Below are 24,041 nucleotides of genomic sequence, written 5' to 3'. Positions count from 1 at the left end.
GGCTGACCGACATACTTGCCCATTCTGGCGCGAGTATGCAGCGTTGGTCAGGTGCGGGGCGTACTCGTGCCCCGCATGCTTAGTGGACAAATTTATATAAAGCCTTTTTATATATTTAAACCTATAATGAGTACAAAATATAAATTGAGCAATCAGGAGCAATTGTACTTTGTAACTTTGATAAAGGCACGGGTACCAAACACTTTTATGCCGCGCTGCATACTCGCGCCAGATGAGGAAGAAGAAAAGAAAAAGAAGTAACGAACTACCTATACAGGCTTTTGTGAAAAGAGTAACGATATATTTAACTGCGATTTTGATTGTTTGTGTAGTTATTTACGCTACACGTTATTTGGTTTATAAAAAACAGCTAAAAGACATTAAATTAGTGTCTTATGTTTACAAGCACCCAATCATTCAAGTAAGAGAGGAGGTTGTTAGAATGTTTTCTGATGAACGGTATCATGGACTTGATATGACTCAAGGATATAATTCCTCAGAAAGCGACTTGCTGAAAATATCGCAATCCGACAATCTAAACCATTTCTTTATTAACTGGTTCGCTTGGTATTCAGGAGGAGAATCTGAACTATATTACAATTGGTGGGGAAAATTAAAGTACATTCCAAAGTACCATATCGTTTTAGACTCGATATCTAATGATCAGACAAAGATCGAAATCCAAAGCTTCCCAAAAGTAGAAGCCGGTACACAGTTTTCTCTAAATCATGGCTTGCCTTATGTTACGTCTCGCAAAGTCGAAGTAAAGCCTACCACTATCGAGGAATATGAAATTATTAAAAGGATTGGCAAGGCATTAGGCGAGAAAATGCCCGAGTAAAGTGTATGTTGCAAAACCCGCTACTGGCGCGAGTATGCAGCGTTGGTGCGGGGCGTACTCGTGCCCCGCATGCTTAGTGGACAAATTTATATAAAGCCTTTTTATATATTTAAACCAATAATGAGTACAAAATATAATTCAGCAATCAGGAGCAATTGTAATTTGTAACTTTAATAAAGGCACGGGTACCAAACACTTTTATCCCACGCTGCATACTCGCGCCAGATGGTGATAAATTACAGTTTAAAGTAATTGATATTTATAAAGGGAGCAAGTTTAAAGATGTTGCTATATCTGAATTCTTATGTGAGGGTGGGACTAATTGAATTCTAATTTCAAGCTGTTATTACCGAACATATTAAAGAAGCATTAAATACATATGGCAAACCTTAAAATTGTTATCTTATTGTTGTTAGTTTCTTTTTTAATAAAGAATGCTGACGCCCAAAATTCAAAGGTTTATTATGATTACCCAGAAACGGTAAATCTTAAATTAGATGAACATATCGATTCATATCTTACCTTATATAAAAAGTTAGACACCAATGTTAGGGTTTACTTGGTAGTTAGCCAATATAGGGATACAACTTATCTATTAGTTACAAAGTTTAACATAAAAGATTCACCATTCAATTTTATTTTAAACAATACAAATAGATTCTACAAAGTTCATTTGAAAAACAAAACTTTTGATATTCCTGTAATTCCTGAAACTGATTTTTATCAATCTGAACTACTTAATAAAAAGGAAGTTATAAATGGAAAGAACGCTGCTACAAAAATCCATATCTTTCGGTCAGGCTATTTGATAGGATTTACAAATCAACGCAATAAGGTCTTAATTGTAGCAGATAAATTAATAACAGAATAACACTAACAACAGAGCCAGGCCAAAGTGCAGAACCCCTACTAGTCGAAGTTTTTAACCCGGTTTTAAATAGGGTGAACCTTTGGCATTTCAAAACCTCCGCAAATCAAGACCAAAGTATGACAATCCACGTTATTAGGGTATTACGTAAATAACGATATGAAAAAGTCAGTTTTAGCTATATGTATCATAAGCCTGTTTGGCATCATCAGTTGCCAGAATATTAACGGGCAAACCAAAAAGCAGGACACCAAGCGACCAAAAAGCAAACCCGCCGCGGAGTGGAAAAAGGAACTAACGCCAAACGAATACCATATAATGGTAGAAAGCGGTACCGAAACGCCTTACAAAAACGCCTATTGGGATAATCACCAAAAAGGAGTTTACGTTAGCGCCGCCACGGGCGATGTATTATTCAGCTCGGCCGATAAGTTTGATAGCGGCACCGGCTGGCCAAGCTTCGTAAAGGCGGTAGATGCCGGCAAAATAGAAATTGTAAAAGACACCAGCTTCGGGATGACCCGCAACGAGGTGATCGAAAAAAGCACGGGCCTGCACCTGGGGCATGTATTTGATGATGGCCCTCCCGAAAGAGGCGGCAAAAGATTTTGCATGAACTCCGGCGCGTTAAAATTTATTAAAAAGTAAGCGCCCTGCGCAATGGTTGTATAGAAGGCCTTCCGTTAAATGCGGAGGGTCTTACTCTTACACCGCTCTCGTAGTTTAGTCCGGGGGTAAGGTCTACCCAATCCGGGTTAACCGGGCGTATCATTCTTTCTTTTTGGGGCCGGGTGTAAGTGCTCACCATTTTAAAACGCTCCATAGCCTGCTCCTCGGTGTTGATCTCTTCAAAATAAACCAAACGGTTAAGTTGCTGCGCGCTGTCAAAAAACAAGGTGGGCATATCGCTGTAAAACTTAAGGGTTTTAAGCAGATCGGTACACATACCTACGTGTAAATTCTTCCTGTTCCTGTCGGTAATAATATAAACAAACCTCTTCATTTGATAAAAAATTTTGCCGGGTTAAAAATAATTACTAATTTTATGAGCATAAAAATACTAATAATTTTAGCAATTCCAAATTTTTATGTCAAAAATTTCATCAAATATTAAATTCCTTCGCAAAAAAAAGGGTTTAACACAACAGCAATTTGCCGATCAGATAGGCATAAAACGCTCTTTAGTAGGCGCTTATGAAGAGGAACGCGCAGAACCTAAATACGATTTGCTAAAAAATATAGCATCATTTTTTGAGATATCAATTGATGATTTTATAAACGAAACCATAAACGAGAAGTGGGCGCCTAAGCCAAAAGGCGATCCGGCTAATCTCAGGGTGCTCAGCATCTCGGTTGATAAGGACGATAATGAGAACATCGAACTGGTACCCATGAAAGCCAGCGCGGGCTACCTCAACGGTTACGCTGATCCTGAGTACGTTGCGCAACTGCCTAAGTTTTACCTCCCCATGTTTAAGCAGGGCACCTACCGTGCTTTCGAGATCAAAGGCGACTCCATGCTGCCCCTGCAATCAGGTACTATTATAATAGGTGAATATCAGGAGAACTGGGGCGATGTTAAACCGGGCGAAACTTATGTATTTATCTCCCGTAATGATGGAGTGGTTTACAAACGTGCCGGTAATAAATATAAAGAGAACAAAAAGCTGAAGCTGGTATCTGACAATCCGGCATATGACCCGTATGATGTTAATGCTGAGGATGTTCTGGAAATATGGAAAGCCAAGGCCTACATATCTACCCATTTGCCAATGCCCGCTCCGGAGCCTACCATGGAAAGCCTTACCAGCATGATGGCGCAGATGCAGCGGTCGATAGCTAATTTAAATAGCAACAATTAAGTTACACGGATGCTATTAAACCTTTACGCTGTATCTTTATCCTAAACATCAATTAAACAAAAAATTAAAAATGAAAAAAATCATGTTGATCTGCTGCTTCCTGGTAGGAATTACAGCAGTAAGCCGTGCGCAGGGCGGTAGGATGAGTACAGCAGACAGGGTGAAGCGCATGCAGGCCTCGTTGAAGCTTACTGATGATCAGGTAACAAAAATTACCGCGGTTTATGATGCACAGGCTAAGCAAATTGATAGCTTGCGCAATGCTGGCGGCGACCGTTCGGCTTTCCGTCCGATCATGACTGCTACTAACGAGAAGATCAAAGCGATACTTACTCCAGAGCAGCAAGAAGCTTACCAAAAAGAAATGGAAGAAAGACGCGCCAGAATGCAAAATGGCGGTGGCGGTGCTCCTCCAACCAGGTAAATTGTTTTAATTATCAAAAAAAGAGCGGCCATGAGCCGCTTTTTTTATTTTAGCAGAAATTTGAACCCATATTGGCATCAGCAGAGGAATATATGAACAACAAACTGGCGGAAAGAGAAACCGCCGGGTCGCGCCGTTCATTAAAACCGCAAAACCACCTCATAGATTTTTCCTCTAACGATTATCTTGGCTTTGCACGTTCCGAAGAGTTGAAAAACAAGATCCTGCAAGAAGTAGCCCTGAATCCGCAAAGCTTTAACGGTTCCACCGGGTCAAGATTGTTATCGGGCAATTTAACCTATGCCGAAGAACTGGAACAACAGATAGCCGCTTATCATCAGAGCCCGGCAGGTTTGTTTTTTAATTCGGGCTATGATGCTAATATTGGCCTGTTCTCCTCCCTCCCGCAAAAAGGTGACACCATTATATGTGATGAACTGATACATGCCTCCATTATTGATGGCGCACGTTTAAGTTTCGCTAACAAATACACTTTTAAACATAACGACCTGGCAAGTTTGGAGGGCAAACTGAAACAGGCAAAGGGCGTGTGTTATGTAGTGATAGAAAGCGTTTACTCTATGGACGGCGATACGCCGGACATTTTAAGCATACTTAATCTGACAGAAAAATATGGTGCGCATTTAATTGTAGATGAGGCACATGCGGTGGGTTTATATTCTGCGGGCTTAGTTAACCACCTGGATTTGCAGCACAGGGTATTTGCACGGGTAGTAACATTCGGCAAAGCGTTGGGCTCCCACGGTGCTATAGTTTTAGGAAGTACTGTACTGAGGGATTATCTTATCAACTTTGCACGCTCATTCATTTATACTACGGCAGCATCTTTTCATCAGTTGGCAAGCATCAAAATGGCTTATATTTTTTTAAAGGATGCCGAAGCACGGATAGATACTTTACATAAAAACATCGCGTTTTTTAAGCAACAGCTTAATACCGGCGCAGCCTGCCACCTGCCGGCAAGTGATAGCGCCATACAATGTTTAATTTTAAACAGTAATAGTGAGGCCAAACAGATGGCTGAAAAATTACAGCAAAGCGGGTTGGATGTTCGCCCGATACTTAGTCCTACGGTGCCAAAAGGCATGGAAAGGATAAGAATATGCCTGCATTCCTTTAATACGGAAAAGGAAATAGCTATGCTTTGCGATACTATAAATAAGATAATTAATGAAAACTAAACCACTGTTTATAACCGGCATTGGAACCGGGATTGGCAAAACCCTGATATCAGCTATAATAGTCGAAAAATTAAAGGCCGACTACTGGAAACCGGTCCAGTCGGGTGATCTGGATAATTCTGATTCCTTAAAGGTACGGGAGCTGGTGGCTAATACCACCTCGTATTTTCACCCCGAAACCTACCGGCTAACCCAACCCTATTCGCCGCATAAATCTGCAGCATTGGATGGGATAATTATTGAGGAGGATAAATTTGTATTGCCCCAAACCAATAGCACGCTAATAATAGAAGGCGCCGGCGGACTAATGGTTCCGTTGAATGATCATTTTTTAATGATAGATCTGATAAAAAAATTGAATGCCGATGTAGTGCTGGTATCGCAGAATTATTTGGGCAGTATTAACCACACCTTGCTTTCCGCGGATGTTTTAAAACAGCGTGATATCCCCGTTAAGGGGATTATTTTTAACGGTGACAGTGAGCCTGCTTCTGAGGATTATATTGCTTCATACACGCGGTTTCCTATATTGGGCAGCATACCTACCCTACCCACCATAAATAAACAAACCGTTGGCGAAGCCGCCCGGTTAATAAATATCAGCTAACTTTACAGCGTTTGCCCGTAATGGGTTAAAACCAAATAACCTTTATAAGCATGAAGAATATTACAGTAATAGGTTCCGGAACTATGGGTAATGGTATTGCCCATACTTTCGCGCAAAACGGGTATCAGGTATCATTAGTAGATATTAAGGAAGATGCGCTGCAAAGGGCATTACAAACCATAACCAACAACCTGGACAGGCAAATAAAAAAAGGTACTATTGATGATGCAGCTAAAGCATCCACCCTGGCTAATATTAAAACTTATACAGCCCTGCAGGAAGGCGCGCAACATGCCGACCTGGTGGTAGAAGCAGCTACCGAAAACCGCGAAATAAAACTGGACTTGTTTAAACAGTTAAGCAGTATTTGCCCAGCCGATACTATCCTGGCATCCAACACCTCTTCTATATCTATTACGGAAATTGCCGCGGTAACCAACCGCCCGGATAAGGTGATAGGTATGCACTTTATGAACCCGGTTCCGGTAATGAAACTGGTAGAAGTGATACGTGGTTATGCCACTACTGACGAAGTTACCAAAACTATCATGCAATTGTCGGCAGATCTGGGTAAATCCCCTGTTGAAGTGAATGATTACCCCGGCTTTGTGGCCAACCGTATATTAATGCCCATGATAAATGAGGCCATATACAGCCTTTTTGAAGGTGTGGCCGGAGTTAACGAGATAGATACGGTGATGAAGTTGGGCATGGCACATCCTATGGGGCCGTTACAATTAGCTGATTTTATAGGTTTGGATGTATGCCTTGCCATCCTGAATGTATTGCACAAAGGCTTCGGCAATCCCAAATATGCCCCATGCCCGCTACTAGTAAATATGGTAACTGCAGGCCATTTAGGGATAAAGGCCGGAAAAGGCTTTTATAAATATACTCCGGGCAGTAAAGAATTGGTAGTGGCGGATAAGTTTGCCTGAGTAAATTTTAAACCTTTTTAGGGCTCATCTGTCAATAAATGCAGAACAATACATTTTTACAGATGAAAACATTATCAAAACTGGGAGCGGTATTTGCCGTAGCCGGCTTATTATCCCTGTCATCATGCGCACACGACTATTATGTTGCGCAACAACCTGTAGAACCTGTTTATGTACAACCCGCTCCGCCAAGTGCCAGAGTAGTTTGGGTGCCCGGCGGATGGAGATGGCGCGGAGGCCGATATGTTTATGTTAACGGCTATTATGCACGCCCGCGTGGCAGAGTTTATGTAAAAGGCCATTGGGAACACACCAGGCATGGTTACACCTGGCATAAAGGTTATTGGAAAAGATAAGCGTATAACAAATGCCCGCAAAGCGGATGTTTTACATCCGCTCGGGCACATCAATTCCTAACAAACCCATAGCTTTATTGATAAGCTTAGCCGAAGCTGCTGATAATTCCAGACGGAATTGCTTTAAACTTTCATCTTCAGCCTGCATAATTGACTTTTCGTGATAAAACTTATTGTAGGCCTTGGCCAGTTCATATACATAATTAGCTATCAGTGCAGGGCTGTGTGCCGCCGCAGCTTCCGTTACCATTTGCGGATATTTAGTAAGAATAACCAGCAGATCGCGCTCTACACCATCTAAAGTTGTTACTTTATTATTGGCAGATGGCTTATAATCAGCCTTGCCCAATACCGATTTGATACGCGCGTGGGTATATTGTATAAACGGCCCGGTATTTCCCTGAAAATCAACCGACTCGTTAGGGTCAAATAACAAGCGTTTTTTAGGATCAACCTTAAGCAGGAAATATTTTAGTGCGCCCATACCTATGGTATGGTATAATTTATCTTTCTCCTCTTCGGTAAAACCGTCTACTTTGCCCATCTCTTCCGTTTGCTCTTTCGCGGTGCTGAACATATCTGCCATCAGATCATCAGCATCAACTACCGTCCCCTCACGAGATTTCATTTTACCTGAGGGCAAGTCAACCATTCCGTAAGATAAATGGTATAGTCCTTTGGCCCAGCTTTTACCCAGCTTTTGCAGTATCAGGAACAATACCTTAAAATGGTAATCCTGCTCGTTACCTACTACATAAATGGATTCATCCATTTTATAATCGTCGTATTTTAGCTGAGCGGTGCCAATATCCTGGGTAATATAAACAGAAGTGCCATCGGCACGTAACACCAGTTTCTGGTCAAGGCCGTCTTCGGTAAGATCTATCCAAACAGAACCGTCATCTTTTTTAAAGAATACACCGCTTGCCAATCCTTCTTCCACTATATCCTTCCCTAATAAATAGGTGTTACTCTCGTAGTAGTATTTATCAAAATCAACCCCCAGGGTTTTGTAAGTAACCGCGAAGCCATCATAAACCCAGCCGTTCATGGTATTCCAAAGGCTGATGGTATCTTCGTCACCGGCCTCCCATTTTTGCAGCATTTGCTGGGCCTCTTTTATCAGCGGCGCGTTCTTTTTCGCTTCATCCTCGGTTTGTCCTGCAGCTTTTAGTTCTTCGATCTGTTGCTTATACGCTTTATCAAAAAGCACGTAATATTTCCCGGCCAGGTGATCGCCTTTTAAACCGGAACTTTCCGGAGTTTCGCCATTGCCGAATTTTTGCCAGGCCAGCATACTCTTACAAATATGGATGCCCCTGTCGTTAACTAAATTCGCTTTTATTACTTCGTATCCGGCTGCGCCTAATATCTGCGCTACCGAATATCCTAACAGGTTGTTACGGATATGCCCCAAATGCAAAGGCTTATTGGTATTAGGCGAAGAGTATTCCACCATTACCTTTTTGCCATTTGACTTTGCAGCGGCAAAATCATCTGACAATATTTCGGCATGTAGTTTATTCAGCCAAAAGCTATCTGCGATAGATATATTAAGGAAACCTTTGATCACGTTAAAAGCCGAGATATCCGGCACATTTGCCAGCAGGTATTCGCCGATATCGGTACCGGTTTGCTCTGGCGATTTACGCGACACGCGGGTGAACGGGAAAGTAACAAGCGTGATCTGCCCTTCGAATTCCTTACGCGTTTCCTGCAGGTTGATATCCTTAGCAGCAACATCTGCCTCGTATAAATGCTTTATGGCTTTAACAACGGCCTCAATAATAAAATCCATCGGGCAAAATTAATATAATGGATATAGTTTTACTAAAACATTTTATGTGTTCTGTTCCGCTGGTGTGTATACAAAAAATGGAACAAGCGGAACATCCTGTTAATTAAATAGTTACAATTTTATTTTTTTACCGGTTATTGCCCCTTAACTTTATATAAACCATATATATAATTGATAATTAGTTAATTAAAATATTTTAAAAAGTGTTCCGCTTTTTGGGTAGCGGAACAGGTACTTTATTTTTCTTAAACTGTTTTTTATAACGTAATTATTTACGCAACGGTCTTTTTATACACCTAAATATTTATCTTTCGGCATGCTGCATCAAGAATTTGAATCTCCTGAAGAATTACAGGGTGCCATAAATTGTTTTTGGTACACCCGCAGAGATGGTGGTGAAAAGCAATCGGACTTTGATATACAACCGGATGGCTATTCTGAAATCATCTTTTATTTCGGGAGTTCGCTTCATATTTCATATAATGGAAGTTTGCAGCAATTACCCTCGCCATTTTTAATGGGTCTACTTAATAAGCCTGCTGTTTTATATACTCAAAACGTTTTGGAGGTTATAGGTGTCAGGTGTTATCCATGGACGGTATTCGATCTGCTCGGGCTGCCTTCTGATAAAGGGGGTGTACGCATATTTGAACATCCTATTGCCGGACTTCAGCCCATACTGAATAAAAACATAAAAGCCGGAAATATTGCGGAAGCAGTTGCTACGTTAAAACAATATTTCCTTAATGCACATTCGCGCATAGCTACGGACAATATGCTCTTTAAAGCCGGAAATGCTATGAGTAAGGCAAAAGGCACTTTGCCGGTAAGCGAAGTAGCAGCAGCGGCACATGCAACAGTGCGCACGCTTGAAAGAAAATTTAAGCGATCATCAGGCTATAGCGTTAAGGATGTATCCAACCTGATCCGTTTTGAGCAGGTACGCAATCATCTATGGCTTAATCCGGATAGCAGCATTGCAGGTTTGGCCCATGAAGTGGGCTATACGGATCAATCTCACCTAAGCCGTGAATTTAAACGCTACAGCGGTACTACTCCGTTAGCCTTTGCACGCAAAGCCAAAAAAGCCCGTATGGTAACAGGCGACGATTTTGTCGCATTTGTACAATCCTGAACGTGCCGTATTCCTGAATTTTGTCGAACTAATAAAGACAAAAAATGGAATTATCAAAAACAACAAACATACTTATCTCGGGCGCAAGCATGGCCGGGCTTTCAACAGCTTATTGGATGAACCAATTAGGATTCCGTGTAACAGTGGTTGAAATAGCGAAGGAACTCCGCACAGCGGGTGCGGCTATTGACATTCGCGGCGTAACCGTAGATATTGTTAAACGCATGGGGATTTATGAGCAGCTACAAGCACACCGGCTCCAGGTAGAAATGATAGAATTTAAAAATGCGCAGGATATAACAGAAGGTTCAATATCATTAAAAAGCGCGAACGATGAACACCAGGATGATGATATTGAAATTGAGCGGGATAAATTTGTACACATCCTGTTTAATAAGCTAAAAAATAATGTTGAGTTTATTTTCGATAACAGCATAACCGCATTAACCGAAACAAAAGACAATATACTAACCACCTTTAAAAAGGGGCCGAAGCGCGCGTTTGACCTGGTGATAGGCTGCGATGGCATACATTCGGCAGTACGAAAATTATCCTTTGGACAGGAAAGCGAGTATTCGCATTTTTTAGGTGCCTATTTTTCTATCAGCATTGTAAATAAATTACTGATCAAACAAAAAACCATGCAGGCGTTTGCTGTACCCGATAAAGCCATTATGCTTAATGCTTACAATAACAAAACAGATGTAATTTTCTGTTTTAATTCAGAAAAAGAGATCGCTAACAATTATCGTAATGCAGAAGAACAGAAGAACATAATTCTGCAACAGTTTGCAGGGCAAAGTTGGCGGACCGAAGAATTATTAGAGGAAATAAAACATAGCGGAAACTTTTATTTCGATAAATTTTGCCAGATAAAAATGCCGTCGTGGACCAAGGGCCGCGTAGCATTGGTAGGTGATGCGGGTTATTGTGCTTCGCCTGCTGCGGGGATGGGGGCTTCATTATCTATAAGCGGCGCGGCAGCCTTAGCGGATGCTTTACAAAAACACAATGGAGACTTTGAAGCGGCGTTTCGTGATTATAATAAGGAACTGCGACCCTTTATTGAGGAAGTACAAGCCAAAGCTGAATTTAATGTGAGGGAAAACTTTATCCCGAGAACAGAAGAAGCTATCCGCAAAAGATACACACAAACTACCGCTTTTTAACATGCTTATTCAAAACAAACAGATAGCAATTGCAGGGGGCGGACCGGGAGGACTAACCCTTGCAAGACTTTTACAGCTCAAAGGTGTAAATGTAAAAGTGTATGAACGAGACCTGAATAAAGATGCCCGTGTGACAGGCGCCCCACTGGATATGCACGAAGCATCCGGCATGGCTGCTTTGCACAAGGCCAACCTTACAGATGAGTTTAAAAAGTATGTTAAAGTTGGAGCCGATAAAAAGATCGTTGTAAATGAACGTGCAGAAATATTTTTCAGTGACCACGACACCGAAATTAATACAGACCCTAAGGGCGGATATTTTAACCCGGAAATAGACCGGGCTGCCTTAAGAAAAATATTATTAGAGTCGTTACTTCCGGAAACGGTTGTGTGGGACAGTAGTTTAATTTCGATGAATGCGCAGGATGAAGGCTGGCTGCTAAAATTTAAAAACGGTTCGGTTGCTTACGCGGATATTGTTATCGGGGCAGACGGAGCCAACTCCAAAATTCGCCCTTACATTACAGACATTAAAGCCATTTATTCGGGAATAACTATGCTGGAGATCAACATTCCTGATGCTGAGAAAACAGCCCCGCTTATTTATAAGTTGCTTAAAGGCGGCAAAATAATGGCCTTCGGAGATAATAAATGCCTGCTGGGTGGCCAAAAGGGCGATGATGGTATAGGTTTTTACGCCAGTTTTAAACCCGATGAATATTGGGCGGTAAACAGCGGCTTAAATTATACCGACCGCACGCAGATGTTAGACTGGTTTAAAAAAGAATATTACGGATGGAGCCAGTTATGGTATGAAATATTTGAAAATGCCGCCATGCCGATTATACCGCGTCCTATTTATTGTGTTCCTGTAAACCAAACCTGGGAACCGTTGCCTAATTTAACCATGCTTGGCGATGCCGCGCATCTTATGCCGCCTTTTGCAGGAGAAGGCGCAAACTCGGCCATGCTGGATGCTTTGGAACTGAGCGAATGTTTAACATCCGATCAACTGGACACTTTACAACAAGCTATAGCTTTTTATGAAACAGGTATGCGTAAAAGAACAGCAATTGCAGCACTAATTTCGCTTGAAAACGGCGGCCGCATGCATTCGGAAAAAGCTTTAGAAAACATGCTGGCAGTATTTAACCGCCAATAATAATTATCTGTAATAGTATTGGTGATTAACTTATGACTTAAAAATAATAGCTTTGTTATTCATCACACCCCCTATTTATGATACTTAAGAATGACGATTTTAAACTTGATGTAACTTCTGAAATTGGCGACCTGCGTGTGCTGCTTATACATAGTCCGGATAGTGGGTTGGGTAAAGTAGTTCCCTCAAAAGCGCAGGACTGGCTTTTTGAGGATATCGTACATCTGGATACGATGCGTCGTGAAGAATATGACCATTATATAAAACTACTGCTTTATTTCCTGGATCCTGAAAAGATAAGAGGTCGCCTTAACGAGCTTAACGACCCGGCAAACGACCGCAGTTTTTTTAAACCCGATCATCCTGATTTTCATTCGTCAGGAAAAGTAATTGAGATACAAACCCTACTCAGCGACATTTTAGAACAGCCTGATATCCGCAAAAAACTGGTCGCCTCGGTTTGCGCCATTGAAAGCTGTACCTATCGCCTGCAACTGCAACTGATAGATACCGACCCGGTTGAACTGGCTAAGATATTTATATCCGGGTCGCTGAATGATGATGAGATGATATTCGCCCCTATCCCTAACATGATATTTTCGAGGGATATCGGCATTGCTATAAATAACCACATGCTGCTGAATAAGCCTGCGAAAAAGGCGCGTGCACGGGAAACCATGCTGGTAAAATATATTTTCTTTAATCACCCGTTGTTTGCTCCGTATCGTGAACACATCCTCGAAATACCAGAAACCGTTCAGCATTTTTTACGCCCGGGAGAAGAGGATGAAGAAAAAACTACTTTAGAAGGTGGCGATGTGATGATGGTAAGCCCGCAACACCTTATCATCGGCTGCAGCGAGCGCACATCAGTAAGCGGCGCTAACGAGGCTATTAAACTATTGTTTGAGCATAATGTGGTTAACAAGGTTACCATTGTAAAAATTCCGCATAAGCGGGATTATATGCATATTGATACCGTGTTTACGCAGGTAAAACGTAACGTTTGGGTTTTGTTGCGCTCACTGGCTATTGCCGAGCCCGCGCAACCCGAAGATGAACCCATCGCTTTTTTTGCGGATAAAAAAAGTAAGGATAAGCCAGAGATCGTACAATTCACTAAGGGGCATAAACCCAAAGTTTTTGATTCTTTAGAGGATCTGCTTAATGATATCAGCCAAAACGATCTGAAAAGCAAAGAGCCCACACAATTTATTTATTCGGGCAATAACGTGTTTCCGTTTGATGCCCGCGAACAATGGACAGACTCGTGTAACCTGCTTGCAGTAAAAGAAGGTGTTGTTTTAGGTTATGACAGGAATGACAAAACCGTTGAGGCATTCCGCCAGAAGGGGTTTACTGTTATTAAAGTGACCGAGTTGCTGCAAAAATTCGAAAATGGCGATTTAGAGCCGCAAACTCTTACCGATACCCTGATATTAATGCCATCGGCAGAACTGTCAAGAGCGCGGGGTGGTTTCCATTGCATGAGCATGCCACTGATGAGAGCCAAGGTTATTAATTAAATTATTTTATGTAAAACATAAAATAATTTTTGTTTTATAATTATTGCTTATATATTTGTATCAATAAAATGATACAAATATGAAAACGACATCATGGCTTTTAACAACCATCAGAATTTTATTAAATGTGATTTGGTATGTAAATATCATATTAGCCATAATTGCATTCAGCATGCTTACGTGGAAGGTTTGCACAAGTGATTTTACCGAGTTCAGCCATCCGGTTAAATACCCGCTGGAAGCTGAAACCATTAAACTTGAATCACTTACCCCATATTCGGATAATATTACCTTGCAGCCCGATCAGGCTATTTTACGTATGCATTTACAAAATACCTTTTGGAATATTACTACGGCTTATTTCTTCTTTTTCGCCTTTGAAACTTTGGTAATGTGCATTATCTATCAGTTGCGGAAATTTTTTGAAACTATAAAACAAAGTATGCCTTTTACCTATGATAATGTACGTCGCCTTAAAATAACGGCGCTATGCTTTGCCTCATTTACGGTATTAAATATTCTGTTGGGCATTAGTATCGCTATAATTTTAAAAACAAGCGTAAAAGATATGAACATGATGAATATGGTTTGGGAACAAAGTTTTACAGGGCTTATATTAGGCGCTGTTATTTACATAATGGCCGACGTATTTAAATATGGTTTTGAACTACAAAAAGAGAACGGAGAGTTTGTATAATGGCTATCATCGTGAATCTGGATGTGGAAATGGCAAAAAATAAAATGTCATTAAAAGAACTGGCAGAGCGCCTGGGCATCAGCATGACCAATCTTTCATTACTCAAAACGGGAAAAGTAAAAGGAGTACGTTTTGATACGATCAACGCTATATGCCGCGAACTTAATTGCAAACCCGGAGATATCTTAGATTATAAGGCCGATTAACCAACAATTGATCTGCATAAGATCAGCTCAAATATGACGGTTTATTTTAGCAGAAATCTACGCCCTCCATATTGCCGTTGCAGGTTAAAAACTGTAATGTTGCATTATGCAAGCCACCTCGCATATACTGATGATAAGACCAGTTGATTTCGGGTTTAACGAACAAACGGCGGAAAGCAACGCGTTCCAGAATATGGATGATGATCCGCAAAGGGTACAGCAGCGGGCACTTCGCGAGTTCGATGCGTTTGTAAATACTCTGCGGCAAAATGGAGTAGATGTAACCGTGTTTAATGATACGCTGGTGCCACATAGTCCGGATTCTATCTTTCCGAACAACTGGGTAACTTTCCATGATAACGGCGAAGTGTTTCTATATCCTATGCTGGCTGAGAACCGTCGGCTGGAACGCCGGGAAGATATCATCATCCAATTGCAGGATAATTTTTATATAGAACATGTAATAGATCTGAGTCACCACGAGGCGGAAGGTAAATTTTTAGAAGGAACGGGCAGCATGGTACTGGACAGGGACCATAGAATAGCTTACGCCTGCCTTTCCCCACGTACGGATAAAGAAGTACTTAATGACTTTTGCGCGCAAACGGGATATAGAGCGGTCTGTTTTTACGCGCACGACCAAAATGATATTCCCGTTTACCATACCAACGTGATGATGTGCATGGGTTCCAGATTTTCGGTAATTTGTCTGGATGCGATAAACGATACATCAGAAAAAGATGCTGTGATCCGTTGTTTGCAGGAAACAGAAAAACAAATCATCGACATCAGTTTTGAGCAAATGAATCAATTTGCAGGGAATATGCTGGAGGTAAAAAACAAAGATGGAGAAACCCTGATCGTGATGTCGCAAACCGCATACGAGTCGTTAACCGGGGAACAGCGAATGCAGTTAGAACAATACGGCAGGTTAGTTTACGCGGATATTAATGCCATTGAAACCAACGGTGGCGGCAGCGCCCGCTGCATGATGGCCGAGGTGCATTTACCGGAGTTGAAGAAAGATGAATAAAAATAATGGCAATACCTATTATCTTCCCATCAAACAAATTACATTACAACAATAAATTTGTGCCAACAAATTGTTAATATTCCCGTTTAAAAATTACATTTTTGCCAAAATTTTAATAAATGCAGAGTTACCAGGAATTTCTTGATCTGAGTGTAGGTTTTCCGCAGGAAGGTTTCGAGATAATAGAGGATGAATTATATTTTCATGATCTTAATTTAATGGAAATGATAGAAACGTATGGCACGCCCCTGCGTTTTACTTATCTGCCGCTTATCAGTAAAAAAATACAGCAGGCCAAGCTGCTTTTTCAGCAGGCCATCATTAAAAATAATTACCGCGGCAGTTACAAATACTGCTATTGCACAAAAAGCTCGCACTTTAAACATATTGTTGAAGAAGCTTTAAAAAATGATATCCACCTGGAAACATCGTCGGCCTTTGACATGCCTATGGTAGACGCGCTGGAGAAAAAAGGCGCTGTGAAAAAAGACATCACTGTTATCTGTAACGGGTTTAAAACCTTCCAGTACAAGCAATATATTATTGATATGCTGCATGACGGGTTTAAGAATATTATCCCCGTGCTTGATAATAAAGAGGAATTTAACCTGTACGATGACGAGATAGAGATGGACACTCCGTGCAACCTCGGCATACGTATAGCGGCGGAAGAGCAGCCAAATTCGCAATTTTATACTTCGCGTTTGGGCGTACGTATGGAGGATGTGATAGATTTTTACCATAGCAAAGTAGAGAAGAACCCTAATTTTCAGGTAAAACTCCTCCATTTCTTTATCAACTCAGGGATATCTGATACGCCTTATTACTGGAACGAGCTGGAAAAATACGTTACGCTTTATTGCAAATTCAAAAAGGTGAATCCCGCGCTGGATACTTTAGACATTGGCGGCGGTATGCCTTTTAAAGATTCGCTGGTATTCGATTTTGATTATGAATACATGATCAACGAGATAGTAAGCCGTATTAAAGAGATATGTGCCGAGAACGATACCGAAGAACCGGATATTATTACTGAATTTGGTAAATATACTGTTGCAGAAGCCTCGGGTATCTTATATAAGGTACTGGGACGTAAACAGCAAAACGACCGCGAAAAATGGCTAATGCTTGACGGATCATTCATTACTAATCTGCCGGATGTATGGGCGCTGAACCAAAAATACATTCTGCTGCCGGTAAATAACTGGGATAGTGAATACGAGCGGGTTAACTTAGGCGGTATTACCTGCGACGGACAGGATTATTATAACCAGGAAGCACATATGAATAGCGTATTTATGCCAAAAACACGTAAGGTACAATACCTGGGCTTTTTTAACACGGGTGCCTACCAGGAAGTATTGAGCGGATATGGTGGCATACACCATTGCCTGCTTCCATCGCCTAAGCATGTGATCATACGCCGCAACCGCGATGAGACCTTTAACTTCGAGGTATTTGGCGAAGAGCAAAACAGTAAGCAAGTGTTAAAGATATTAGGTTACACTACAGCTTAGTCCTCTATAAGTCTCCCCGAAAAGGGAGATTTCAATAAATTTCTCTCTGCCGGGGAATTCTACTTGTCATTTCGAACGATAGTGAGAAATCTTGAACATTATTAAGATATTTCGCTGTCGCTCAATATGACAGAACGTTAAACCTGCTTGTCATTTCAAACGATAGTGAGAAATCCTAAACGCTGGTTATTCGCTTGTATAAGATATTTCGCTGTCGCTCAATATGACAATGCGTTAAACCTGCTTGTCATTTCGAACTACAGTGAGAAATCGTAAACGCTGGTTATTCGCTTTATAAGATATTTCGCTGTCGCTCAATATGACAGAACGTTTTGACAACACGTTAAACCAATGAAAAATAACTCCATGAAAAAATAATTTAATCCCGGGCGGAGAGGATTCTCTATGGTGTTGTAATTCTTTTTCAAATAAATTCTACTAATTCCATAGTATATATATATATTTGAAGCGTAAATAAAATGTAGACATGAAAAATATGTGTGTAAATTATTGTAACAACCTGATTTATTGCTGTATGCAAGCAGGAAACTTATGACTGAAATACGCGCTAATAAAACATGCAAGCCTCTTCAGTCAACAACAGAAGGGGCTTTTTTTTAAGAACATTATTAATACGACACCAATATGCAGAGCTTCAGAACAGAGCTGGAGAACCCCATAGTAGAGCAGGATATTATTGATCTGGAAAGAAAAATAAGAGCTTTTCGCGAGGGCAAGATACACGACGAGAAATTCAGGAGTTTGCGGCTGGCACGCGGTGTTTACGGGCAAAGGCAGCCCGGCGTGCAAATGGTACGTATTAAATTACCGTTTGGCAAGGTCACCTTTAAGCAACTGCTTAAAATAGCCGATATAGCGGAAGAGTATGGCAGCAGCAACCTGCACTTAACCACCCGGCAGGATATACAGATACATTATGTGAGCCTTGACCGCACACCGCAATTATGGGCCGAACTGGAGCAGGACGATATTACCCTGCGCGAAGCATGCGGAAATACGGTAAGAAACGTTACCTCCTCCCCTTCTTCGGGAATAGACCCTTTGGAGCCCTTTGATGTTTCGCCATACGCACAGGCAACTTTTGAATATTTTTTGCGTAATCCGATATGCCAGGAGATGGGGCGCAAATTCAAGATCGCTTTTTCATCAAGCGATGCCGATACAGCTTTTTCTTATATCCACGACCTGGGTTTTATACCCAAACTAAAAGAAAATGGCGAACGCGGTTTTAAGGTTCTATTAGGCGGCGGTTTAGGAGCACAACCCCTACTGGCCAGCGCGGTGGAAGACTTTTTACCGGAGGATCAGTTAATACCTTATATAGAGGCGATCATCCGGGTGTTTGACCGCCACGGCGAGCGCAATAACCGTAACAAGGCCCGCTTAAAATACCTGATCCAAAAAATGGGTTTAGAAGAAGTACTGCGCCTTGCTGCAGAGGAGCGTATTGCTCTTAAAGTAAAAACATGGCCAGTAAATCGTGATCGTGTGCCGCAACCTGTAGTACAGCAGCAAACGGATTATCCTGAAACAGCAGTTGATAACCCCTTACGTTACGAGCAATGGCTGGCTACCAACGTGTTTGAGCAAAAGCAAACCGGGTTTTACGGGGTATACGTTAAAGTTCCGGTGGGAGATATATCATCGGCCACCGCACGCCGGTTGGTTATGGCAATTGAACCTTATGTCGCGGATGAGATACGCATCACCCAAAACCAGGGCTTATTGCTCAAATTCGTTCGGAAAGAAGCATTACCTGCCCTATACACAGGTTTACATGTTTTAGACCTTGCCGCACCGGGTTTCGACAGTGTTGCCGATGTAACCACCTGCCCCGGCACGGATACCTGCAATCTGGGGATATCTAACAGCATGACACTGTCCAAAGTACTGGAAGATGTGATCTATAATGAATATGAAGATCTTATTTACAACCGCGACATTAAAATAAAGATAAGCGGTTGCATGAATTCCTGCGGACAGCACGGATTGGCACATATCGGTTTCCATGGCAGCTCACTAAAAGCGGGCAGCAGGGTATTACCTTCAGTACAGGTATTGTTAGGCGGCGGTACGGTTGGCAATGGCGTTGGCCGCGCATCCGACAGGGTAATTAAAGTTCCCGCAAAAAGGGCCACACACGTTTTAAGGGCTGTGCTTGATCATTATAAAGATAATTCCCTCCCTGATGAAACCTTCCATGATTATTACGACAGGCATGGCAAAGATCATTTTTACCAATTGCTTAAACCCCTCGCCGACCTGAGTACCCTTACCGACGATGAGTTTGTAGACTGGGGACACCAGGAAACCTTCGCTACCGCGATAGGTGTAGGCGAATGTGCAGGGGTGGTTATAGACCTGGTGGCAACCTTGCTCTATGAATCTGATGAGAAACTGGGATGGGCAAACGGTGCCTTTGTAAAGGGCTTATGGGCCGATGCCATTTATCATTCCTATAACACCTTCGTTAGCGCAGCCAAAGCACTATTACTGGATAAAGGCGTTAACAGCAGCACACAGGCCGGCATTATACGAGAGTTTGACGCCAATTACATTGCAACCGGAGAATTTGTTATAGATGGCACATTTAACGATCTGGTATTACAAATAAATAAGAATGAACCTTCCGAAGCATTTGCAAAAACCTATTTGCAGCAGGCCTCGGAGTTTTTACAAACAGTTAAGGATAAAAGAGAGGCTGTGTTACAATCATGATAGCAACACAAACAAAAAATAACTTAAAAGAACCGCGCATTACTTTAGTTGGCGCGGGCCCGGGTGATGCGGAACTCATCACTATAAAAGGAATAAAGGCTTTGCAAACCGCCGATGTGGTTTTATACGATGCATTGGTAAACGAGGAACTGTTAAGCTTTGCACCAGAGCATGCTACTAAGATTTATGTAGGTAAACGTTCCGGCGATCATTCTTTTTCACAGGAGAATATTAATAAGTTGATGATAGATTACGCCCTTAACTATGGGCACGTAGTAAGGCTAAAAGGTGGCGATCCGTTTGTATTTGGCCGCGGTTATGAAGAGCTTGACCATGCTGCCGATTACAGCATACCCGCTCAGGTAATACCGGGAATTTCAAGTTCTATAGGCGTACCGGGTTTACAAAACATACCTGTAACACACCGGGGCTTAAGCGAAAGTTTTTGGGTAGTTACCGGAACCACATCAGACGGCAAGGTATCTGCAGACCTTTACCAGGCAGCACGCACCAAAGCTACGGTAGTAGTATTGATGGGCATACACAAACTGGCCGCCATAACCGACATTTTTAAAGCCGAAGGCAAAAACAGGTTACCTGTTGCCGTAATACAAAGCGGCAGTACTGCCGATGAAAAAGTAGCTATCGGCGTGGTAGATACCATAGTAGAGGTAGTTAAAGAAAAAGGCATCTCCTCTCCTGCTCTAATTGTATTCGGCGAAGTAGTTTCGTTACATCCGTTGTTTCAACCCATCAGGGAATTTTATGACATTGTTGCCCAGGAATAAGCTAAAAACCGAAACTCAGCCGGAAGATAGCCGGGGCAATAAATTATTCCCGGTATTTTTAAAGCTGGAAAACCTGCAAACGGTTGTAGTAGGCGGCGGTAACGTTGGGCTCGAAAAGCTAAACGCCCTGCTCCAAAACAGTCCGTTAGCTACAGTTAAAGTTATTTCAAAAGCTTTTTTACCAGACATACATGTAATGGCCGTAACGTATCCGAATATCAGGATCGTTCAAAAATCTTTCGCGGATACCGATCTGGACGGGGCCGACCTGGTTATAGCGGCTACAAACGATGCTAATCTGAATAAATACATACGACAGTCGGCCCACGATCATAAGCTGCTCATCAACGTGGCCGACAAGCCGGAGCTTTGTGATTTTTACCTGAGTTCGATTGTACAAAAAGGCGACCTTAAACTTGCCATATCCACCAATGGTAAATCGCCTACTATTGCTAAAAGACTGAAAGAAGTTTTAAACGATGCCCTGCCTGCCGAACTGGATACTACCCTGCAGCAAATGAATGCTATCCGTAATGGCCTTTCCGGTAATTTCGCTTATAAAGTAAAGGAACTTAACCGGGTTAGCGCTGTATTAGTAAATGGCCCCAAACCACCCGATAAAAAGTATTTAACCTTATTGGTGTGGGGTACATTTGTAGCCTTTCTTTCTATCACAATACTGGCCCTATGGTATAAAGAACCGGAGTTTCAGTTTTATGTGCGATCCATCAACCCTGCTTTTTACTACTTTTTAGGTGCAGGGTTTGTCTTTGCCATGATAGATGGCGCCATAGGCATGTCGTACGGGGTTACATCTACAACATTCTCGCTGTCTATGGGTATACCACCTGCATCTGCGAGCATGGGCGTTCACCTGTCCGAGATCATGAGCAACGGCATAGCCGGATGGATGCATTACCGCATGGGCAACGTGAACTGGAAACTATTTAAATTATTACTTATTCCGGGTATCATCGGCGCGGTTAGCGGTGCTTACCTGTTATCGTCATTGGAGCATTACAGCCAATACACCAAACCTGTAGTTTCGTTATATACACTTATACTGGGTGGAGTAATTTTATTGAAAGCTATCCGCCTTAACCGTAAGCAACATACACAAAAAAAGATAAAAAGAATAGGTCTGTTAGGTTTGGGGGGCGGCTTTATAGATGCCGTGGGAGGTGGCGGCTGGGGTTCCATCGTTTTATCCAGCTTAATAGCAGGCGGGCGCCATCCACGCTTTTCATTAGGCACGGTAAAGCTGTCCCGCTTTTTTATAGCGTTAATGAGCTCGCTCACCTTTATCACCATGCTTAACGGCGCACATTGGGAAGCTGTGGCAGGGCTTATCATCGGCAGCGCGCTGGCCTCACCGGTAGCGGCAAAAATATCAAACAAAATATCAGCAAAGGCCATCATGTTCTCGGTATCGTTCATCGTTATCCTGATCAGCCTGCGCAGCATTATTAATTTTTTAATAAAGATCATATAGTGGCAGATACTACATATATCAGCAAATTAACCGAAGGAAAGGATCCGATAGCAGCTTTACAGTTGCTGGCGGAGCAATTTGCGGGCGAAATAGTTTTTTCGACCAGTTTTGGCTGGGAAGATCAGGTAATTACGCATATGATATTTGCGAATAATATCCCTATAAAAGTATTTACACTGGAAACAGGCCGGCTATTCCCCGAAACTTATTACGTATGGAACCGCACCATGGAAATATATGGTAAGCCTGTACATGCGTATTTTCCCGAACATCATTTATTGGAAAATATGGTGAATGCCAAAGGCCCTAACAGCTTTTATGAATCGGTAGAGAACCGTAAGGAATGTTGCGGCATACGCAAAATTGAACCCCTGAAAAGGGCGCTTGCCGGAAACCAATGCTGGATAACCGGTATACGTGCAGAGCAGTCGGCCAACAGGCAGTTTATGAGTGATGTGGAATGGGACGAGGGCAACCAGCTTATTAAGTTCCACCCTATTTATCACTGGACGCTTGACGAAGTTAAAGCATACATTAAACAATACAATATACCTTATAATACACTGCACGACAGAGGCTTCCCGAGCATAGGCTGTGCACCCTGCACAAGAGCGGTACAACCGGGCGAAGATTTCAGAGCCGGGCGCTGGTGGTGGGAAGACCAATCGAAAAAAGAGTGTGGTTTGCATGCGGTACAATTAAATGATTTAAAAGAATGAGCAAATACCGTTTAGATTATCTGGATGAATTAGAGGCAGAAGCGATCTACATTCTGCGTGAGGTGGCGGGGCAATTTGAAAAGCCCGCGTTATTATTTTCGGGAGGAAAAGATTCCATTACGCTGGTAAGACTGGCCGAGAAAGCTTTCAGGCCGGGGAAGTTCCCGTTCCCGCTGGTACATATTGATACCGGGCACAACTTTGCCGAAACCATTGCTTACCGCGATAAAATGATTGAACGCATCGGCGAAAAACTGATCATTGGCCATGTGCAGGATAGTATAGACGCCGGAAAAGCAATAGAACAGACAGGAAAGAACGCCAGCAGAAATGCCTTACAAACCGTTACCCTGCTTGATACGATTGCCGCGAACCAGTTTGATGCCTGCATAGGCGGCGCCCGCAGAGATGAGGAAAAGGCACGGGCTAAAGAACGGATATTTTCTGTAAGGGATGAATTTGGCCAATGGGATCCCAAACGGCAACGTCCGGAACTTTGGGATATTTATAACGGAAAGATACACAAAGGCGAAAATGTGCGCGTTTTCCCGATAAGTAACTGGACAGAGTTAGACGTATGGAATTACATCCGCCGCGAAAAGATAGAATTACCCTCTATTTATTTTGCCCATCAGCGGGAGTGCATAACGCGAAACGGACAACTGATGGCGGCTTCGCCATTTTTAAATATGGACGCAGAGGACATTATCGAGACTCGCAACGTGCGTTTCCGCACTGTAGGCGATATGACCTGTACGGCTGCTGTAGAGTCATACGCGTTTGAGATAGATGACATTATTGAGGAAATAAGTAATTCGAAAATAAGTGAACGTGGTGCGCGTATGGATGATAAAGTGAGCGAGGCTGCTATGGAAGATCGCAAAAAAGGCGGATATTTTTAGGATAACGACTTAATAAATTGAAAGAGAAAAAACACATCCCTAACCCCTCTCAAGAGGGAA

The 24,041-nt window shown here is 42.2% G+C and carries 25 protein-coding genes; 23 read left to right on the top strand and 2 right to left on the bottom strand.

The window, feature by feature from the left end:
* The first annotated feature begins 126 nt into the window (after positions 1-126).
* The 4 genes from I5M19_RS18710 to msrB all read left to right on the top strand — a co-directional run bounded on the left by I5M19_RS18710 (position 127) and on the right by msrB (position 2,357).
* Positions 127-261 carry a hypothetical protein gene (locus I5M19_RS18710; RefSeq protein ID WP_262895488.1) on the top strand — a complete coding sequence of 45 codons (135 nt, stop codon included), beginning with the start codon at positions 127-129 and terminating at the stop codon, positions 259-261.
* A complete protein-coding gene (locus I5M19_RS05900; protein WP_200065258.1) occupies positions 233-841 on the top strand; it encodes a hypothetical protein in 609 nt (202 codons plus the stop codon). Before I5M19_RS18710 ends, I5M19_RS05900 begins: the two co-directional genes overlap by 29 nt.
* Before the next feature lie 379 nt (positions 842-1,220).
* Positions 1,221-1,712 carry a hypothetical protein gene (locus I5M19_RS05895; RefSeq protein WP_200065256.1) on the top strand — a complete coding sequence of 164 codons (492 nt, stop codon included), beginning with the start codon at positions 1,221-1,223 and terminating at the stop codon, positions 1,710-1,712.
* 156 nt (positions 1,713-1,868) lie between these two features.
* On the top strand, positions 1,869-2,357 hold the full coding sequence (gene msrB, locus I5M19_RS05890) for a peptide-methionine (R)-S-oxide reductase MsrB (RefSeq protein ID WP_200065254.1): 489 nt from the start codon (positions 1,869-1,871) through the stop codon (positions 2,355-2,357).
* Here msrB and I5M19_RS05885 read toward each other — a convergent pair.
* The gene (locus tag I5M19_RS05885; protein ID WP_200065252.1) at positions 2,347-2,712 is read right to left on the bottom strand and encodes a GIY-YIG nuclease family protein; all 366 of its coding nucleotides are present in this window, start codon (positions 2,710-2,712) and stop codon (positions 2,347-2,349) included. The genes msrB and I5M19_RS05885 overlap by 11 nt on opposite strands.
* Positions 2,713-2,797: 85 nt before the next feature.
* Here I5M19_RS05885 and I5M19_RS05880 point away from each other — a divergent pair, with 85 nt between their 5' ends.
* The 6 genes from I5M19_RS05880 to I5M19_RS05855 all read left to right on the top strand — a co-directional run bounded on the left by I5M19_RS05880 (position 2,798) and on the right by I5M19_RS05855 (position 7,098).
* Positions 2,798-3,571, top strand: a complete 774-nt coding sequence (locus tag I5M19_RS05880; RefSeq protein WP_200065250.1) for an XRE family transcriptional regulator — start codon at positions 2,798-2,800, stop codon at positions 3,569-3,571.
* 70 nt (positions 3,572-3,641) lie between these two features.
* Complete coding sequence (locus tag I5M19_RS05875; RefSeq protein ID WP_200065248.1) at positions 3,642-3,995, top strand: Spy/CpxP family protein refolding chaperone; 354 nt, start codon at positions 3,642-3,644, stop codon at positions 3,993-3,995.
* A gap of 92 nt (positions 3,996-4,087) precedes the next feature.
* A complete protein-coding gene (locus I5M19_RS05870) occupies positions 4,088-5,197 on the top strand; it encodes an aminotransferase class I/II-fold pyridoxal phosphate-dependent enzyme (protein WP_235985772.1) in 1,110 nt (369 codons plus the stop codon).
* Positions 5,187-5,804 carry a dethiobiotin synthase gene (gene bioD / locus I5M19_RS05865; protein ID WP_200065244.1) on the top strand — a complete coding sequence of 206 codons (618 nt, stop codon included), beginning with the start codon at positions 5,187-5,189 and terminating at the stop codon, positions 5,802-5,804. The genes I5M19_RS05870 and bioD overlap by 11 nt, the downstream gene beginning before the upstream one ends.
* Before the next feature lie 50 nt (positions 5,805-5,854).
* Positions 5,855-6,742, top strand: a complete 888-nt coding sequence (locus tag I5M19_RS05860) for a 3-hydroxybutyryl-CoA dehydrogenase (RefSeq protein ID WP_200065242.1) — start codon at positions 5,855-5,857, stop codon at positions 6,740-6,742.
* Between the two features lie 62 nt (positions 6,743-6,804).
* Positions 6,805-7,098 (top strand): YXWGXW repeat-containing protein, encoded by a 294-nt coding sequence (locus I5M19_RS05855; protein WP_200065240.1) that lies wholly within the window; start codon positions 6,805-6,807, stop codon positions 7,096-7,098.
* A 31-nt stretch (positions 7,099-7,129) separates the two neighbouring features.
* Here the strand turns inward: I5M19_RS05855 and argS are convergent, their stop codons facing one another.
* Entirely contained in the window at positions 7,130-8,896 is a 1,767-nt protein-coding gene (gene argS, locus I5M19_RS05850; RefSeq protein WP_200065238.1) for an arginine--tRNA ligase, read from the bottom strand.
* A 316-nt stretch (positions 8,897-9,212) separates the two neighbouring features.
* Here argS and I5M19_RS05845 point away from each other — a divergent pair, with 316 nt between their 5' ends.
* From I5M19_RS05845 to cysD, 13 genes are all read left to right on the top strand, one after another.
* Positions 9,213-10,031: a helix-turn-helix domain-containing protein gene (locus I5M19_RS05845; protein WP_200065236.1), complete on the top strand. Its 819-nt coding sequence runs from the start codon at positions 9,213-9,215 to the stop codon at positions 10,029-10,031.
* A gap of 44 nt (positions 10,032-10,075) precedes the next feature.
* The gene (locus I5M19_RS05840; protein ID WP_200065234.1) at positions 10,076-11,200 is read left to right on the top strand and encodes an FAD-dependent monooxygenase; all 1,125 of its coding nucleotides are present in this window, start codon (positions 10,076-10,078) and stop codon (positions 11,198-11,200) included.
* Between the two features lies 1 nt (position 11,201).
* Positions 11,202-12,362, top strand: a complete 1,161-nt coding sequence (locus I5M19_RS05835) for an FAD-dependent oxidoreductase (protein ID WP_200065233.1) — start codon at positions 11,202-11,204, stop codon at positions 12,360-12,362.
* Between the two features lie 77 nt (positions 12,363-12,439).
* Positions 12,440-13,888 carry an arginine deiminase family protein gene (locus tag I5M19_RS05830; RefSeq protein WP_200065231.1) on the top strand — a complete coding sequence of 483 codons (1,449 nt, stop codon included), beginning with the start codon at positions 12,440-12,442 and terminating at the stop codon, positions 13,886-13,888.
* 79 nt (positions 13,889-13,967) lie between these two features.
* Positions 13,968-14,585 (top strand): DUF2975 domain-containing protein, encoded by a 618-nt coding sequence (locus tag I5M19_RS05825; protein ID WP_200065229.1) that lies wholly within the window; start codon positions 13,968-13,970, stop codon positions 14,583-14,585.
* Entirely contained in the window at positions 14,585-14,791 is a 207-nt protein-coding gene (locus I5M19_RS05820; protein ID WP_200065227.1) for a helix-turn-helix domain-containing protein, read from the top strand. Before I5M19_RS05825 ends, I5M19_RS05820 begins: the two co-directional genes overlap by 1 nt.
* A 130-nt stretch (positions 14,792-14,921) precedes the next feature.
* Entirely contained in the window at positions 14,922-15,824 is a 903-nt protein-coding gene (gene ctlX / locus I5M19_RS05815; RefSeq protein ID WP_235985771.1) for a citrulline utilization hydrolase CtlX, read from the top strand.
* A 119-nt stretch (positions 15,825-15,943) separates the two neighbouring features.
* Entirely contained in the window at positions 15,944-17,341 is a 1,398-nt protein-coding gene (locus I5M19_RS05810; RefSeq protein WP_200065223.1) for an arginine decarboxylase, read from the top strand.
* A gap of 645 nt (positions 17,342-17,986) precedes the next feature.
* On the top strand, positions 17,987-20,080 hold the full coding sequence (locus I5M19_RS05805) for a HEPN domain-containing protein (protein WP_200065221.1): 2,094 nt from the start codon (positions 17,987-17,989) through the stop codon (positions 20,078-20,080).
* Positions 20,077-20,868: a uroporphyrinogen-III C-methyltransferase gene (gene cobA, locus I5M19_RS05800; protein ID WP_200065219.1), complete on the top strand. Its 792-nt coding sequence runs from the start codon at positions 20,077-20,079 to the stop codon at positions 20,866-20,868. Before I5M19_RS05805 ends, cobA begins: the two co-directional genes overlap by 4 nt.
* A complete protein-coding gene (locus I5M19_RS05795) occupies positions 20,846-22,360 on the top strand; it encodes a TSUP family transporter (RefSeq protein WP_200065214.1) in 1,515 nt (504 codons plus the stop codon). The genes cobA and I5M19_RS05795 overlap by 23 nt, the downstream gene beginning before the upstream one ends.
* On the top strand, positions 22,360-23,079 hold the full coding sequence (locus tag I5M19_RS05790) for a phosphoadenylyl-sulfate reductase (RefSeq protein WP_394370705.1): 720 nt from the start codon (positions 22,360-22,362) through the stop codon (positions 23,077-23,079). Before I5M19_RS05795 ends, I5M19_RS05790 begins: the two co-directional genes overlap by 1 nt.
* Positions 23,076-23,981 (top strand): sulfate adenylyltransferase subunit CysD, encoded by a 906-nt coding sequence (gene cysD, locus I5M19_RS05785; RefSeq protein ID WP_200065211.1) that lies wholly within the window; start codon positions 23,076-23,078, stop codon positions 23,979-23,981. Before I5M19_RS05790 ends, cysD begins: the two co-directional genes overlap by 4 nt.
* Positions 23,982-24,041: the final 60 nt, after the last annotated feature.

This window comes from Mucilaginibacter segetis, from assembly GCF_016522075.1.
In the GTDB taxonomy this organism is placed as follows: domain Bacteria; phylum Bacteroidota; class Bacteroidia; order Sphingobacteriales; family Sphingobacteriaceae; genus Mucilaginibacter; species Mucilaginibacter segetis.
This window is presented reverse-complemented; position numbering and strand designations above follow the sequence as displayed.